Raw genomic sequence first — 14,183 nt, 5'->3', positions numbered from 1 at the left:
ATGGACATCACCCGATTCCTCCGACGGGCCGGCGCGGCGGCCCTGCTGGCCCTGATCGTGCCCGGGATGGTTCGCGGCGACGCCCCGCCCGACCCCGCCGAGGCCGAGGCCTTCGAGCGCCAGGTCCGGCCGCTGCTGGCCTCCCGCTGCCAGTCCTGCCACGGCCCGGAGAAGGCCAAGGGGGGCCTCCGGCTCGACCGCCGCGACGGGGCCATGAAGGGGGGCGACACCGGCCCGGCCATCGTCCCCGGCAAGCCGGGCGAGAGCCCGTTGATCGACGCGATCAACTACGGCGAACTCCAAATGCCCCCCAAATCCAAGCTCCCCGCCGAGGAGATCGCCATCCTCACCCGGTGGGTCGAGCGCGGGGCCATCTGGCCGGACGGCGACCGCCCCGACACCCCCGGCCCCGCCCCCGCCTTCGACCTGGCGGCCCGGGCGAAGGCCCAGTGGAGCTTCCAGCCCGTCGCCGACGCGAGGCCCCCCGCCGTGCGGGACGAGGCCTGGTCGGCCCACCCGGTCGATCGCTTCCTGCTGGCGAAGCTGGAGGAGAAGGGGCTGAAGCCGGCCGGGGACGTCGATCGGACGACCCTGATCCGCCGCCTCACGTTCGACCTGATCGGCCTGCCGCCGACCGCCGAGGAGGTCGACGCCTTCCTGGCCGACGCCTCGCCGGACGCCGATGCGAAGGTCGTCGAGCGGCTCCTGGCCTCGCCCCACTACGGGGAACGCTGGGCCCGGCACTGGCTCGACCTGGCCCGGTTCGCCGAGACCTCGGGGCACGAGTTCGACTACGACATCCCCGAGGCGTACCGATACCGCGACTACGCGATCCGGGCGTTCAACGCCGACCTGCCCTACGACCGGTTCCTGGTCGAGCAGGTGGCCGGCGACCTCGTGCCCGACCCTCGGCGCAACCCGGCCGACGGGATGAACGAGTCGGTCGTGGGGACCGGCTTCTGGCGGCTCCACGAGGGGGTCCACTCGCCGGTCGACCTCCGCGAGGACGCCGCCACCCGGATCGACAACCAGATCGACGTGCTGGGCAAGGCGGTCCTGGGCCTGACGGTCGCCTGCGCCCGGTGCCACGACCACAAGTTCGACCCGATCTCGACCCGCGACTACTACGCCCTGTCGGGCTACCTGGCCAGCTCGCGCCACCAGCTCGCGTTCCTCGACCCGCCCGACCGGATCGCCGCCCGGGTGGCCAAGCTGGAAGCGATCCGGGCCGACCTGGCGGCGAAGCTCGGCCCACCGCCCGCTCCCCCCGCGCCCGCCCCCCGATCCGACGAGGTCTTCGAGGACTTCTCGGGCCCGGATTACGGCGGCTGGTGGGCGACCGGCGATGCCTTCGGCCCCGGGCCGACGGCCGAGGGCGCCATCCGGGTCGTCCCGGGCGTGGGACGCCTGCCGGCGGGGGTGGCCCACAGCGGGGCGATCTCGGACCGGCTGCGGGGGGCCCTGCGATCGCGGACCTTCACCCTGGCGAAGGGGAAGGTCCACGTCCTGGCCGCCGGGCGTCACGGGCGGATCAACCTGGTGATCGACGGCTTCGAGAAGATCCGGTCGCCGATCTACGGCGAGCTGACCGTCGCCGTCAACCACGGCGACGACTTCCGCCCAATCACCCTGGACGTGGCCCCCTGGATCGGCCGCCCGGCCTACCTGGAGTTCTCCGACGGGGCCGCGGCCGACTTCACCGGGAGCCAGTCCGCGATCCCGCCCGGCGACGGGTTCATCGCCGTGGCCGAGGTCCGGTTCTCGGACGGCCCCCCGGCGTTCCCGCCCCTGCCCCTCCCCGACCCGATCCCGGCGGAGCGAGTCGCCGACTTCGCCCCGCAGGTCGCCGCGTATCGCGCCATCGAGGCCGAGATCCCCGAGCCGACCCTGGCCTCGGCCCTGGCCGACGGGACCGGGATCGACGACCGGGTCCACATCCGGGGGAGTGCGTCCAGCCTGGGCGAGGCGGTGCCCCGGCGGTTCCTGGAGGCGATCGCCGGCCCGGCGCCTTCGGGCTCGCCCGAGGGGAGCGGCCGGCTCGAACTGGCCCGGCGGATCGCCGACCCGGCCAACCCCCTGACGGCGCGGGTGCTGGTCAACCGGCTCTGGCACCACCACTTCGGCCGGGGGATCGTCGCCAGCGTCGACGACTTCGGTGTCATGGGCCAGGCGCCGACCCACCCCGAACTGCTCGACTTCCTGGCCTCCGAGTTCGTCCGATCGGGCTGGTCGATCAAGGCGATGCACCGGCTGATCGTCGGCTCGCGGGCCTACCGGATGGACAGCCGGCCCGACCCCGAGGCCGACGGGCGCGACCCCGTCAACGCCCTCTGGCACCGCCGCGAGGTCCGGCGGCTGGAGGCCGAGGCGATCCGCGACGCGATCCTGGCCGTGTCGGGCCGGCTCGACCGGACCCTGTACGGCCCGGGGGTCGCCCCCCACCTCACCTCGTTCATGGAAGGGCGGGGACGGCCCGCCCGGTCCGGCCCCCTGGACGGCGACGGCCGCCGGAGCGTCTACCTCACCGTCCGGCGCAACTTCCTGTCCCCCATGCTCCTGGCGTTCGACTTCCCCACGCCCGCCTCGTCGATGGGCCGGCGGAACACCTCCAACGTCCCGGCCCAGGCGCTCACGCTGCTCAACGACCCGTTCCTCGATCAGCAGGCCGCCCTCTGGGCGGAACGGGCCCGGCCCGACCCCGCCGCCCCGATCGGGCCGTCGGTGGTCGCCATGTATCGCGCCGCGTTCGGACGGCCGCCCGGGCCCGACGAACTGGCCGCCGCCGCGGGCTTCATCCAGGGTCGGCAGCCGGCGACGGGCGACGACCCGAAGGGACGGCTGGCGGCCTGGGCCGATCTGGGCCACGTCCTGTGGAACGTCAAGGAATTCACCTTCATCCCGTGAGCCGAGGCCCCCATGCATTGCCGACGCTTCCAGGACGCCCCGGCCACCCGCCGCGAGATGCTGCTCCGCTGCGCCAACGGCTTCGGCGCCGTGGCCCTGGCGACGATGCTCGGGGACGAGGCGAAGGCGGGCGAGGCCACGCGCCGCGATGATCCCCTGGCCCCCCGGCCCACCCACTTCAAGGCCCGGGCCCGGAGCGTGATCTTCCTGTTCATGGACGGCGGGCCGTCGCAGGTGGACACGTTCGACCCCAAGCCCCGGCTCGATCGCGAGCACGGCCAGCCGATCCGGGCCAAGGTCGAGCCGACCCAGTTCAACAACGTCGGCAAGGTGCTGAAATCCCCCTGGGCGTTCCGGCCGAGGGGGGAGAGCGGCATCCCGGTCAGCGACCTGTTCCCGCACGTCGGCGGCTGCGTGGACGACCTGGCGATCGTCCGGTCGATGGTCTCGAACTTCTCCGAGCACACGGCGGCCAACTACTTCATGCACACCGGCAGCGGGCTCCAGGGTCGCCCCAGCCACGGGGCCTGGACCGCCTATGGCCTGGGGAGCGAGAGCCGCGACCTGCCCGGCTTCGTCGTCCTGAACGGGGGGCTGATCCCGCCCGGCGGGGTCGACTGCTTCGGGCCGGGGTTCCTGCCCGCCTCCTACCAGGGCTCGATCTTCCGCCCCGGGGGGGAGCCGGTCGCCAACCTGTCCCCGACCCGGGATCGCGCCGGGCAGGTGGACCTGATGCGGGCGTTGGACCGGGGCGTATCCGAACGGATGGGGAAGCCCGACGCCCTGGAAGCCTCCATCGCCAACTACGAGCTGGCCTTCAAGATGCAGGCCTCGGTGCCCGACCTGATGGACCTGGCGGGCGAGTCCCGGGCGACCCGGTCCCTCTACGGCCTCGACGACCCCGACCCGGCCACGCAGATCTTCGGGCGGGAGTGCCTGCTGGCCCGGAGGCTGGTGGAGCGCGGGGTCCGGTTCGTCGAGCTGCTCTGCCCCAACCTGGGGACGGACCGCTGGGATCAGCATTCCAACCTCAAGGGCGGCCACGCCAAGAACGCCCATGCCGTGGATCGGCCGATCGCCGGGCTGCTCGCCGACCTCAAGGCGAAGGGCCTTCTCGACGAGACCCTGGTGATCTGGGGCGGCGAGTTCGGCCGGACCCCGATGGCCCAGGGCACCGACGGCCGCGACCACAACCCGTTCGGGTTCACGATGTGGCTGGCCGGCGGCGGCATCAAGGGGGGCACCATCCATGGCGCCACCGACGATTACGGCTACCACGCCGTCCAGGACAAGGTCGAGGTCCACGACCTCCACGCGACCATGCTCCACCTGCTGGGCATGGACCACAAGCGGACCACCTACCGCTTCGGCGGCCGCGACATGCGCCTGACCGACGTCCACGGCGAAGTCATCACGCCGATCCTGGCCTGACCGGCCGGGGTCGGGGGTCGCCCCCCCTGCCCGGCCATCGCGGCCCTTCCCCCCCCGATCCCGGTCCATCCCCGGCCCGACACGCCCCGACGGCCGCGCGTCCCGCGTCCGCCGCGGGGCCGTGTTGCCCCAGATCCACCCGCGCCGGGCGGCATCCCGCCGTCCGGCCGATCCCGGGAAGAAATTCTCGCTGCGCCCCTTTTCAGCCTCCGCCAAATTTCATACTGTTGGAGAGATCCGGTCACCCCATTCGCCGACACCTCCCCACCGACCCCGGCCGGCACGCCCGCTGCTGGCAGGGAAACTCGGTCGGATGTACGCCTGGCAAGGGCTGGTAGCCGGCCTCACTCATCGACTTGCCGGGATCCATCATCCCATCCCACTCACGCGAGGGTCGTCGCATCATGAGAACTCCGTCTCTGAGGGCAGGCCGGGGCCGCGGTTTCACGCTGATCGAGCTATTGGTGGTGATCGCGATCATCGCGGTGCTGATCGCCCTGCTGCTGCCCGCCGTGCAGGCGGCGCGCGAGGCCGCCCGCCGGACGCAGTGCGTCAACAACCTGAAGCAGATCGGCCTGGCCATGCACAACTACCACTCCACCAACGACGGGTTCCCGATGGGCGCGTCGTTGAACCGGGGCGGCGCGGCGACCTGGAACAACTGGTCGGCCCAGGCCATGATGCTGAATTTCATCGAGCAGGGCCCGCTGTACAGCTCGATCAACTTCTCGTGGGAATGCCGCGACAACGCCCAGAACAGGACGGCCTACGAGACCAAGATCAACTCGTTCATGTGCCCGTCGGATAGCAACATCGGGCGGACCAACATGAACTCCTATTTCGCCAGCGTCGGCACCACCACCAACGCCGGCGACGACATCCCGCCGCGCGGCAGCACCGTGGCCAACAAGATCTTCCAGGCGTTCCCGACGACCGGCATGTTCGGGATGAAGCTGTCCTACGGGATCCGCGACGTCATCGACGGGACGTCCAACACGATCGCCTATTCGGAGGGCCTCGTGGGCGGTTCGAGCCCGGCCCCGCGCCCGGGGACGATGGTCATGGGGGCGGGCCTGTCGGGGGCGGCCTACTTCCTGGACGCCAACACCAACCCGGCCAACGTCTTCAAGGATCTCGACATCTGCTCGTCGAAGTTCGTCGCCTCGAACGCCGGCAACCTGTCCACCGGCCACGGCCACGACTGGGGCATCGGGAGCATGGGCGGGACGCTGTTCAACACCGTCGTCACCCCCAACAATCCCAAGTACAAGTGGTCGGCCTGCCGGACCGATTGCGGTGGGGGCTGCGACGGCGCCTCGATGGACTACTCCAACGCCCAGAGTTCCCACCCCGGCGGCGTCAACGTCCTGATGGCCGACGGCAGCGTCAAGTTCATCAAGGACACCGTCGCCCAGGCGACCTGGTGGGCGCTGGGCACGCGGGGCAACGGCGAGGTCCTCAGCTCCGATTCCTATTGATCGATCGGACCAGAGCGGGCCGCGCCAGGCGGGCGGCCCCGCGACACGAACCGTGGCATTGCGCCCTCCCATGCCTCGACCCGCCCCCAGCCCGCCAGGGCCGGGCGGTCGAGGCGGTCCCACTTCCCGGCCCCGCCAAGACGACGGTGGCATTTCCCCCTCTCCGAAAGGTGCCGCGACGATGGTTCAATTACTGTGGCGTGGGGCCCGGCCCGCATTGATCGCGGCGACCCTGGCCGGGGGGCTGGCCGGTTGCTCGAGCTACGACCCGCCCCCGCCCATCACCGACTCGATGACCAAGGCCACCGTCTCCGGCAAGGTCATCGTCGACGGCCGGCCGATCTCCAAGGGGGAGATCCTGTTCGACCCGGCCAACATCAACCGCCGGTCGGCCCCCTCGACGACCGCCAAGATCGAGGGCGGGTCCTACAAGATCGAGACCCTGGTCGGCCCCAACTCGATCCGCATCTCCAGCGCCGAGCTGAAGCGACAGGTGGGTTCGGACTTCGACGTCAAGGAAGGGTCGAACACCCACGACATCGACATCAAGTCGGGCACCGGCGGCCGCTGATCCGGTTCGAAACGAAGGGGCCCCCCGCGATCGGCGTCCGGCCGTCGCGGGGGGCCCCATGTTCGCGCCTGCGGCGTGGCTCAGAAGGCGTCGGACGAGATGACCTCGCCACCGTCCCGGGTGCCGACCGCCGCCCAGGTCTTCTGGTCGATCGTCCCCTTGACCGCCCGCACCGAGCCGTCGGCCAGCAGCACGTTGACCACGCCCGGGTGGCGGCTGCTGGCCACGAAGGCCCCCGCGCCGACCGGGTCGCCGTAGGCGCAGCTCCAGGAGTTGGGCGGCATCACGTGGTTGTAGCCCGTGTAGGCCGCCAGGCCGGCGAACCACTTGCCCCCCGACGGCGAGATATCGCCGTAGCCGACCGTGGTCGAGTACAGGGTCGTGGAGGGGGTCGGCGACAGGGCCGAGCACGACTTGAAGACGGCGTCCGGGAAGATGTCCTCGGCGGCAGATCCCGGCGGCGTCCCCTGGAAGATCGAGCTGGTCGGCTTGGTCGTGTCGAACTGGGCGCTGTTCTTGGTGCCGATCCCCTTGACCCGCTCGCTGAACGCGGCGGTATTGCTGGTGCCGTCCTTGATGTCGCCGAGCTTCACGAAGGTCGACTTCTGGCCGTTGGCGCCGCCCGCCCACTGGAACGGCCCGGCGTTGATGCTGTTGGCCACGCTCCGCCCGCCGTCGCCGCCGTAGAAGACGTTGGGGGCCGACCCGCAGTTCATCATGTAGTTATTATGCCCGTCCGCGGTCGTGATCCGGTCGGGGTCGGACGGGCACAGGAACGCGGCGACGGGCGTCCGGGTGGCCGTCAGGTTCATGGCATCATACGTATAGTTGTGGGCGAAGTTGATGCTGTTGAACAGCGGGGTCTGCTCCAGGAACGGGAGGAGCATGACGTGGCCCGACCAGTCGTCGCTCCACGGCCCGAGGAACCAGGGGAGGGTGTCGTTATTGGCAGTCGTATAGTTGTGGAGAGCGATGCCCAACTGCTTCATATTATTGACGCACTGCGACCGGCGGGCGGCCTCGCGCGCGGCCTGCACGGCGGGCAGCAGCAAGGCGATCAGCACCGCGATGATCGCGATCACCACCAATAGCTCGATCAGGGTAAAACCACGGCGCCTCGCGACTCTCATGAAACCCTCCAGGCGGATGGGGACAGTGACGAAGGGGATCGGAAGGGTGTTCCTCGGCCCCGGGTTCGCATGAATGACCCGTACCGGATCCGCCCCGGAGCGGGCGCCAGGGCCCGATCCGGCGGACTTCGGCGTTCGGCAGGGGAGGGTCGCGACGGGGCGGATTCGCACGTTAGACAGTATTGTAGGACCCGTGAAACCCCGATAGCCAGCCGCAATCGGGTTAATTGTTGGAAAGTTCGGGTCATCCGACGCAGAATAGAAGGCCGGGCCGGCCGGGCGGATCTCAACAGGCGATGCGAGGCCGGGCCGTGGAGTCTACGATGAATCCGGACAGTCGGGATCGGGGGGGCGAGGCGTTGGATTGGAAACCGTCGCATCCGGCCCGGGACAGGCCGCACATCGCCCTGATCGTCGAGACGTCGCTGGCCTCGGGCCGCGACATCGTGCGGGGGATCGCGCGCTACGTCCGGGAGCACGGGCCGTGGTCGATCTATTTCGAGCCCAGGAGCCTGGAGGACCTGGTGCCGTCGTGGCTCGACGGCTGGGACGGCGACGGGATCATCGCCCGGCTCCAGAACGCCCAGATCGCCGATGCCGTGGTGGCCACCGGGCTGCCGGCCGTGGACGTGCTGGGCGTCGTCCGGCGCCCGCAACTGCCCCTGGCCCACGTGGACAACGGGGCCATCGCCCGGCTGGCCGCCAGGCATTTCCTGGAGCGCGGCTTCCGCCACTTCGGCTTCTGCGGCATCAACGGGCTGAACTGGTCGGACCAGCGCCGCGACGCGTTCGTCCGCGCCGTGGGCGAGGCGGGGGGGGAATGCCTGATCCACGCCCTGCCGACCGGCCAGGTCACCTGGGAGTCGGAGCAGGACCACCTCGCCGACTGGGTCCGGACCCTGCCCCGCCCCTGCGCGGTGATGGCCTGCAACGACCCGTGGGGCCAGAAGGTGCTGGAGGCCTGCCGGCGGAGCGGCGTGAAGGTGCCGCACGAGGTCGCCGTGATCGGCGTGGATAACGACGAGCCGATCTGCTTCATCTCCGACCCGCCCCTGTCCAGCGTCGTGCCCAACCACGAGCGGGTCGGCTACGAGGCGGCGGCCCTGCTGGACCGGGCCCGCGCCGGCAACATCGCCGACGACACGGCGGTCTACATCCCGCCGGAGGCGGTGGTCACCCGCCAGTCCAGCGACGTGCTGGCCCTGACCGACCCGGAGGTGGCCGAGGCCATCTACTTCATCCGCGAGAACGCCTGCCGGGGCGTGGGCGTGGACGAGGTCTGCCAGCACGTGTCGCTGTCCCGGAGCACGCTCCAGAGGCGATTCCGGCGGCTCCTGGACAGCACGATCCTCGACGAGCTGATCAACGCCCGGGTCGGCCGGGCGCGGGAGATGCTCGCCCAGACCGACCTGCCCATCGCCCTGATCGCCGAGCGTTGCGGGTTCGGCCACCAGGAGTACCTGGGCAAGGTCTTCCGGGAGCGCATCGGCCAGACGCCCGCCGGGCTCCGCAAGCGGGCCCGGTCGATCCGGCCGGGCAACTGACGCGCCCGGCCGGTGGGCGACGCCGCGTCAGGCCACCGGGCGGTCGGCCAGGACGCGGCGGATCGTGGCCTCCAGGTCGGGGAACTCGACCGGCTTGGTGAGGTGGGCGGCGAAGCCCGCCTCCCGGCTCCGGGCCAGGTCGTCGTCCATGCCGAAGCCCGACAGGGCGATCGCCGGGACCGGGCGGCGGGCGTGGAGGATCTTCATCAGGTCGATCCCGCTGCCGTCGGGCAGGCCGAGGTCCGAGACGATCAGGTCGAACTCGCCCGCCTGGTCGGCCCTCAGGGCCGAGGCCACGTCGGCGGCGGTGGTCACCTTGTGCCCCCGGCCGGCGAGCAGCCGGGACATCACCCGGAGCGTGTCGGCGTTGTCCTCCACCAGCAGGATCCGCAGCGAGGCCGAATCGGCCGGCCGGGCGGCCGGCGGGGGCGCATCCTCGGGGCGCTGCGCCGGGGCGGCGACGGCGGGTAGGCCGAGCGTGAAGGTCGAGCCCTGACCCTTGCCGGCGCTGGCGGCGCGGAGGCTGCCGCCGTGGGCGTCGGCCAGGCTCCGGCTGATGGCCAGGCCCAGGCCCAGGCCGCCGAACCGGCGGGTGACCGCGGCCCCCCCCTGCTCGAAGGCGTCGAAGATCAAAGGCAAGGCATCGGGCTCGATGCCGATGCCCGTGTCGGCCACTTCGATCAGGATCCTCGGCCCGTCGTCCCGGGTCCGGACCGCGACGGTCCCCCCCTCGGGCGTGAACTTGGTCGCGTTCTTGAGCAGGTTCCAGATGACTTGCTGGAACCGCGCCGGGTCGACCGCCGCGTGGTATCGGGCGGCGCCGAGTTCGACCTCCAGGGTCAGCCCGGCGGCGCGGAGGCCGGGCCGGCAGATCTCCAGGGCCTGGCGGATCGCGCGATGGATGTCGACCGTCTTGCGCGAGAGCCGGAGCTTGCCCCGGCCGATCCGGTTCAGGTCCAGCAGGTCGTCGATCAGCCGGGCTTCCAGCTCGACGTTGCGGTGGGTCATCTCCACGAACGGCCGGAGGGCCGGCGGGGTCCGGGGGTCGTCGAGCATGGCCGACGCCTCGGCCAGGATCGGGGTCAGGGGGGTCCGCAGCTCGTGGGACAGGACCGCCAGGAACCGATCCTTGGCGCGGTTGGCCGCCTCGGCCTCGACGCGGGCCTGCCGGGCCTCGCGGAACAGCCGGGCGTTATCCACCGCCGAGGCGACCCGGCGGGCCAGATCCTCGACCATCGTCAGGTCGCCCGGCCCGTAGCGGCGGCCCGACTCGCCCATGGCCAGCGAGATCAGCCCCAGGGATCGGCCGTGGGCCGCCAGCGGCACCTGGATCGCCGAGGAGACCGGGCCCTGCTCGCGGAGCAGCCCGAGGTGCTCGTGGTCGCATTCGCAGCGCGAGGCGTGGCTCTCCACGTCGTCGATCAGCTCCGGGCGGACGGCGCGGGTCGGCCGGGGCGCCTCCCCCCGGGCCGGTGGCTCGGGGCGGAACACCTTCCAGGCGGGGGCCTCGGCGGGGTCCGCCACGGCCAGCCGCCGCGTGGCGCCGTCGGCCTGGATCACGTCGATCAGGCAGCGGTCGGCGATGTGCGGGACCGCCATCCGCGCCACCTCGGCCACGGTCGCCGCGTCGTCGAGCGACGACGCCAGGATCGAGCTGACCTCGGCCAGGAAGGCGAGCATCCCCTCGGCCCGCTTCTGGTCGTCGATGTCGGTGCAGGTGCCCAGCCACTTGATGATCCCGCCGTCGCGGTCGACCACCGGCAGGGCGCGGGCCAGGTGGTAGCGATAGGTCCCGTCGGCGCGGCGGAGCCGGACGTCGATCTCGAAGACCACGCCCGAGGCCCTGGCCCGCTCCCACCCCTCGCGCCACCGCCCCACGTCGTCGGGGTGCAGCGCCCGATGCCAGCCCCGGACGTCATCCTGGCTGGCCGACAGGCCGCTGTACTCGGACCATCGGGGATTGAACGAGTCGATCCGGCCGTTCCGCGTGGCCGTCCAGACGATCTGCGGGATCGCCTTGGCCAGGAAGCGGTAACGTCGGCCGCCCGACTCGGCGGCGAGGCGTGCTTCGACCTCACCCGAAAGGTCGACCACCCCGTCGCCCAGGATCATCGGAGCCACCTGCTCGGGCATGACAACCTCGCTGCCTCGCGGTGTTGTGCCGGAAACGTCGATCATCCTGATCATCGGACCCTCCGCCGAACGCGGGCCGCTCAGGGCCCGCAGCAGACCGGGGTCGGAGGGACCGAGGGCCGGACATCGCACCTCGTCCTGCGGGAGACCCCATGTTATCGATAGGCGATCGGACGGGCAACAACGCCCCTACATCCCTCAATCCGGGATCGGCACGCACGCCAAGGTCCCGTCCGCCCCCACCACGACCACCTCGCGGGTCCTCGGGTTGGCGAAGCAGGCCGCGACCTCCGCCAGGTCCAGGTCGGCCGATCCGATCAGGGCCAGGCCTTTCGGGCCCCGACGCAGCCAATCCACCCGGCCCTGCCGCGCCGCCGCGACCAGCCCCGATCTCGCCAGGGCCACCGCTCGGTAAGACGGATGGCCCTTCCCCAAGTACTTCGAAGTCGCCGCCTCCCCGGCGTCATCGAGGTGCAAGGCTGACCAGCAGACCAAACCCGCGTCATCCAGACCGGCCACCTCGAGTTGCCCAGGAGCAACATCGAGCCAGGACACGGGCACTGCGCCGACCGGATGGCCGTCCGGTCGCGAAGGGGTCCAGGCCGTCGAAAATCGGCCCATCACGACCCCGCGATGATCGACACGCAACCAACCCCGGGCGTGGGGGATCAGGGTCGACCGGGGCACCGGGCCTTGCGCGGCCACGGGGAGAGCGACGGGAGGCAATCCCTCGGCGAAGTCGATCCTGGCCCGGCCGATGTGGAGTTCGGCCAACAAGGAATAATGCCCGCCGAACATGGAGCCCGACGGATGACATAGGGCGAAGTTGAGGAATTTGCCGGACTGGACGATCGGCGTGATGGAGGCACCATCGATCGAGTCTCGGCAATGGTACTCGATGGGTGTCCATCCTCCGGGGACGGCTTTTCTGATCCAGCCTTCCACCAGGCTGCCGGATCCCGATGACAGGACGATGATCAGGCCGCCCTCCGCATCGACGGCCATCGAATGCGGGAATCCCAGAGCCCTGCGATCCGGCAGCCGCGAGATCTCCCCGTTGTCCACCCGCACCTGGACGATCGCCCCGTCATCGAAGCCCAGGAACAGGTCGCCCGAGCCGGGCGCGTGGCAGGTGGCGGTCACATTCCCATATCCCGTGGCGGAGATCCGCCGGGGCGCGGGGCGGAACGTCGGGATGGTTTGCGGGCGGTCCACGGCGGCCGCGATGGCGTGGGTGGCGTCGGCGACGACGTCGGCGGACCATGCGGTCCAGCTCCCGACGTAGGTCGAGGTCAGGAATCCCGGGCGCAGGTACGTCCCCGCGACGCGGCGGAGCTGCGCCGCCAGCCCCATCAGGGCGCGGTCGCGGAGGTCGTCGCGGGCGTCGGCCAGGCCGAGGGAGTCGGCCAGGCCGGCCAGGCCGTTGTAGAAGGCGTTGGCCTCGGTGGCCAGGCCGGGGCGGGTGAACCAGGCGTCGGCCTGGTCGACCAGGTCGATCAGGGGATCGATGGCCTTGCCGTCGGCGTGGATCCGGGCCATCCTCAGGGCGCACGGGACCGCGTTGCGGGCCGGGCGGGCCTTCCAGCCCTGGACATAGGCGGCGATGGCCAGGTCGGCCCGGCGGGCGCGGGTGGCGAGCAGGTCGCCGGCCGCGAGGTGGTCGTGGGCGGGCCCGTGGGACAGGAGCCGGGCCGCGGCGACGTACTCCGCGACCGCCTCGTCCTCGTCGCCGAGCCGGCGGAGCAGGTCGCCCGCCTCCGCGTGCATCCGGCGGTCGCGGAGGAGCCGGAGGGCGCGGTCCGGCTCGCCGGCCGCCTCGAAGCAGCGGGCGGCGGCCGGGATGTCGTCCAGGCGATGCAGGTAGAGGGCGGCGGCGTCCCGGTGCAGCCCCCCCTTCTCCAGCAGGATCGCGGCGGCCCGGTAGTCGTGGAGCAGGCGGCCCCGGATCAGCGCCGCGCGGCGGAAGTCCCCGGCGTTCTCGGCGTCGTCGGCGGCCTTGCCGTACGCCCGGGCCAGCTCGGCGTGGACGTCGGCGGCGACCTGCCAGCCGGCCGCCCCCCGGCCGCGCCCCGACCCGAGCAGGGCGGCCAGCGAGTAGCGGGGGTCCTGTCCCGGGAGCCGGTCGCCGGCGGGAGCGGCCGGCCCATCGGCCTCGCCCGGCCCGCCGATCGGCACGGCGTGCCGGAGCGCCCGGTCGACCTCGCCGTCGCGGAACTGGCGGATCAGCTCGCGGATCGCCCCTTCCTGCCGGCCCAGCAGGGCCTCGGTCAGCCGGGGCACGCGGCCCACCGCGCCGACGATCCACGACGCCCCCAGGCCGGCCAGCCCGGGGCTCCCGATCCCCTTGCCGAGCCCGACCAGCCCCCGGCCCAGCCCCATCATGGCCCGCCCGATCAGGGTCGAGGCCGGGCCCGAAGCTTCGGGCCGGGGCGGGCCTTCCGAGCCGATCCCCGAAGGATCGCCGTCGCCCGCGCGGCCCAGGATCGACGCGGCCGCCTCGTCGGGGAGGTCCCGGACGATCTCGCTGATCCGGTCGACCCTCGCCGGGCGGTCGGGGAACGGCTCCCAGGCGGCGGGCGGGGCATCGGCCTCGGCGACGACCAGCGAGGGCAGCCCGATCGGCCGGTCCGGGTCGAACCCGAGCGTCCGGCCCCCCGGCGCGAACACCACGCCCCGCCCCCGGCCGAACGCCTCGGCCTCGTCGTCCAGCAGGCCGGGGACCAGCTCCGCGTCGGCCGGCAGGTAAATGCCCCCGGACAGGCGGCGGAGCCGGGCCGAGCCCGGAGGCGGCGCGGCCCCCGCCCCCAGGCGGACCAGGAACCCGCCCGCGACCCGGTGGATGGCCGGGGCCGGTCCAGGGCCCAGCCGCGACAGGAGCCCGAGCAGGGGCTCGACCCGATCGGTCTCCACCAGGACGGCCGCCGGCGGCGAGGACGCGGGGCCCGCGGACCGGGCGAGGCGGAACGGGACTTTCACGGTCGGCCCTCCTGCC

8 protein-coding genes are annotated in these 14,183 nt (G+C 72.1%); 5 read left to right on the top strand and 3 right to left on the bottom strand.

Annotated features, from left to right (window positions below; all coding sequences use genetic code 11):
* The 4 genes from TA3x_RS19845 (at window position 1) to TA3x_RS19830 (ending at window position 6,384) form a co-directional block, all read left to right on the top strand.
* Window positions 1–2,904, top strand: coding sequence for a PSD1 and planctomycete cytochrome C domain-containing protein (locus TA3x_RS19845; protein WP_435016403.1), 2,904 nt, complete (start codon window positions 1–3; stop codon window positions 2,902–2,904).
* Between the two features lie 12 nt (window positions 2,905–2,916).
* The gene (locus TA3x_RS19840; protein WP_435016402.1) at window positions 2,917–4,335 is read left to right on the top strand and encodes a DUF1501 domain-containing protein; all 1,419 of its coding nucleotides are present in this window, start codon (window positions 2,917–2,919) and stop codon (window positions 4,333–4,335) included.
* A gap of 404 nt (window positions 4,336–4,739) precedes the next feature.
* Window positions 4,740–5,813, top strand: coding sequence for a DUF1559 domain-containing protein (locus tag TA3x_RS19835; protein ID WP_435016401.1), 1,074 nt, complete (start codon window positions 4,740–4,742; stop codon window positions 5,811–5,813).
* Between the two features lie 181 nt (window positions 5,814–5,994).
* Complete coding sequence (locus TA3x_RS19830) at window positions 5,995–6,384, top strand: hypothetical protein (RefSeq protein ID WP_435016400.1); 390 nt, start codon at window positions 5,995–5,997, stop codon at window positions 6,382–6,384.
* Between the two features lie 80 nt (window positions 6,385–6,464).
* On the opposite strand, the gene TA3x_RS19825 is transcribed toward TA3x_RS19830, so the two are convergent.
* Window positions 6,465–7,514 carry a DUF1559 domain-containing protein gene (locus TA3x_RS19825; RefSeq protein WP_435016399.1) on the bottom strand — a complete coding sequence of 350 codons (1,050 nt, stop codon included), beginning with the start codon at window positions 7,512–7,514 and terminating at the stop codon, window positions 6,465–6,467.
* Window positions 7,515–7,837: 323 nt separating this feature from the next.
* On the opposite strand from TA3x_RS19825, the gene TA3x_RS19820 reads away from it, so the two are divergent.
* Complete coding sequence (locus tag TA3x_RS19820) at window positions 7,838–9,058, top strand: substrate-binding domain-containing protein (protein WP_435016398.1); 1,221 nt, start codon at window positions 7,838–7,840, stop codon at window positions 9,056–9,058.
* A 27-nt stretch (window positions 9,059–9,085) separates the two neighbouring features.
* Here the strand turns inward: TA3x_RS19820 and TA3x_RS19815 are convergent, their stop codons facing one another.
* Complete coding sequence (locus TA3x_RS19815; RefSeq protein ID WP_435016397.1) at window positions 9,086–11,191, bottom strand: ATP-binding protein; 2,106 nt, start codon at window positions 11,189–11,191, stop codon at window positions 9,086–9,088.
* Window positions 11,192–11,389: 198 nt separating this feature from the next.
* A complete protein-coding gene (locus TA3x_RS19810) occupies window positions 11,390–14,167 on the bottom strand; it encodes a hypothetical protein (protein ID WP_435016396.1) in 2,778 nt (925 codons plus the stop codon).
* Window positions 14,168–14,183 lie beyond the last annotated feature (16 nt).

This window comes from Tundrisphaera macrotermitis (assembly GCF_051175315.1).
In the GTDB taxonomy this organism is placed as follows: domain Bacteria; phylum Planctomycetota; class Planctomycetia; order Isosphaerales; family Isosphaeraceae; genus Tundrisphaera.
This window is presented reverse-complemented; position numbering and strand designations above follow the sequence as displayed.

What these genes read in the sequence shown, in the direction of transcription:
- TA3x_RS19845 (WP_435016403.1), top strand. Translation starts at nt 1, where the DNA reads ATGGACATCACCCGATTCCTCCGACGGGCCGGCGCGGCGGCCCTGCTG.
- TA3x_RS19840 (WP_435016402.1), top strand. Translation starts at nt 2,917, where the DNA reads ATGCATTGCCGACGCTTCCAGGACGCCCCGGCCACCCGCCGCGAGATG.
- TA3x_RS19835 (WP_435016401.1), top strand. Translation starts at nt 4,740, where the DNA reads ATGAGAACTCCGTCTCTGAGGGCAGGCCGGGGCCGCGGTTTCACGCTG.
- TA3x_RS19830 (WP_435016400.1), top strand. Translation starts at nt 5,995, where the DNA reads ATGGTTCAATTACTGTGGCGTGGGGCCCGGCCCGCATTGATCGCGGCG.
- TA3x_RS19825 (WP_435016399.1), bottom strand. Translation starts at nt 7,514, where the DNA reads ATGAGAGTCGCGAGGCGCCGTGGTTTTACCCTGATCGAGCTATTGGTG.
- TA3x_RS19820 (WP_435016398.1), top strand. Translation starts at nt 7,838, where the DNA reads ATGAATCCGGACAGTCGGGATCGGGGGGGCGAGGCGTTGGATTGGAAA.
- TA3x_RS19815 (WP_435016397.1), bottom strand. Translation starts at nt 11,191, where the DNA reads ATGCCCGAGCAGGTGGCTCCGATGATCCTGGGCGACGGGGTGGTCGAC.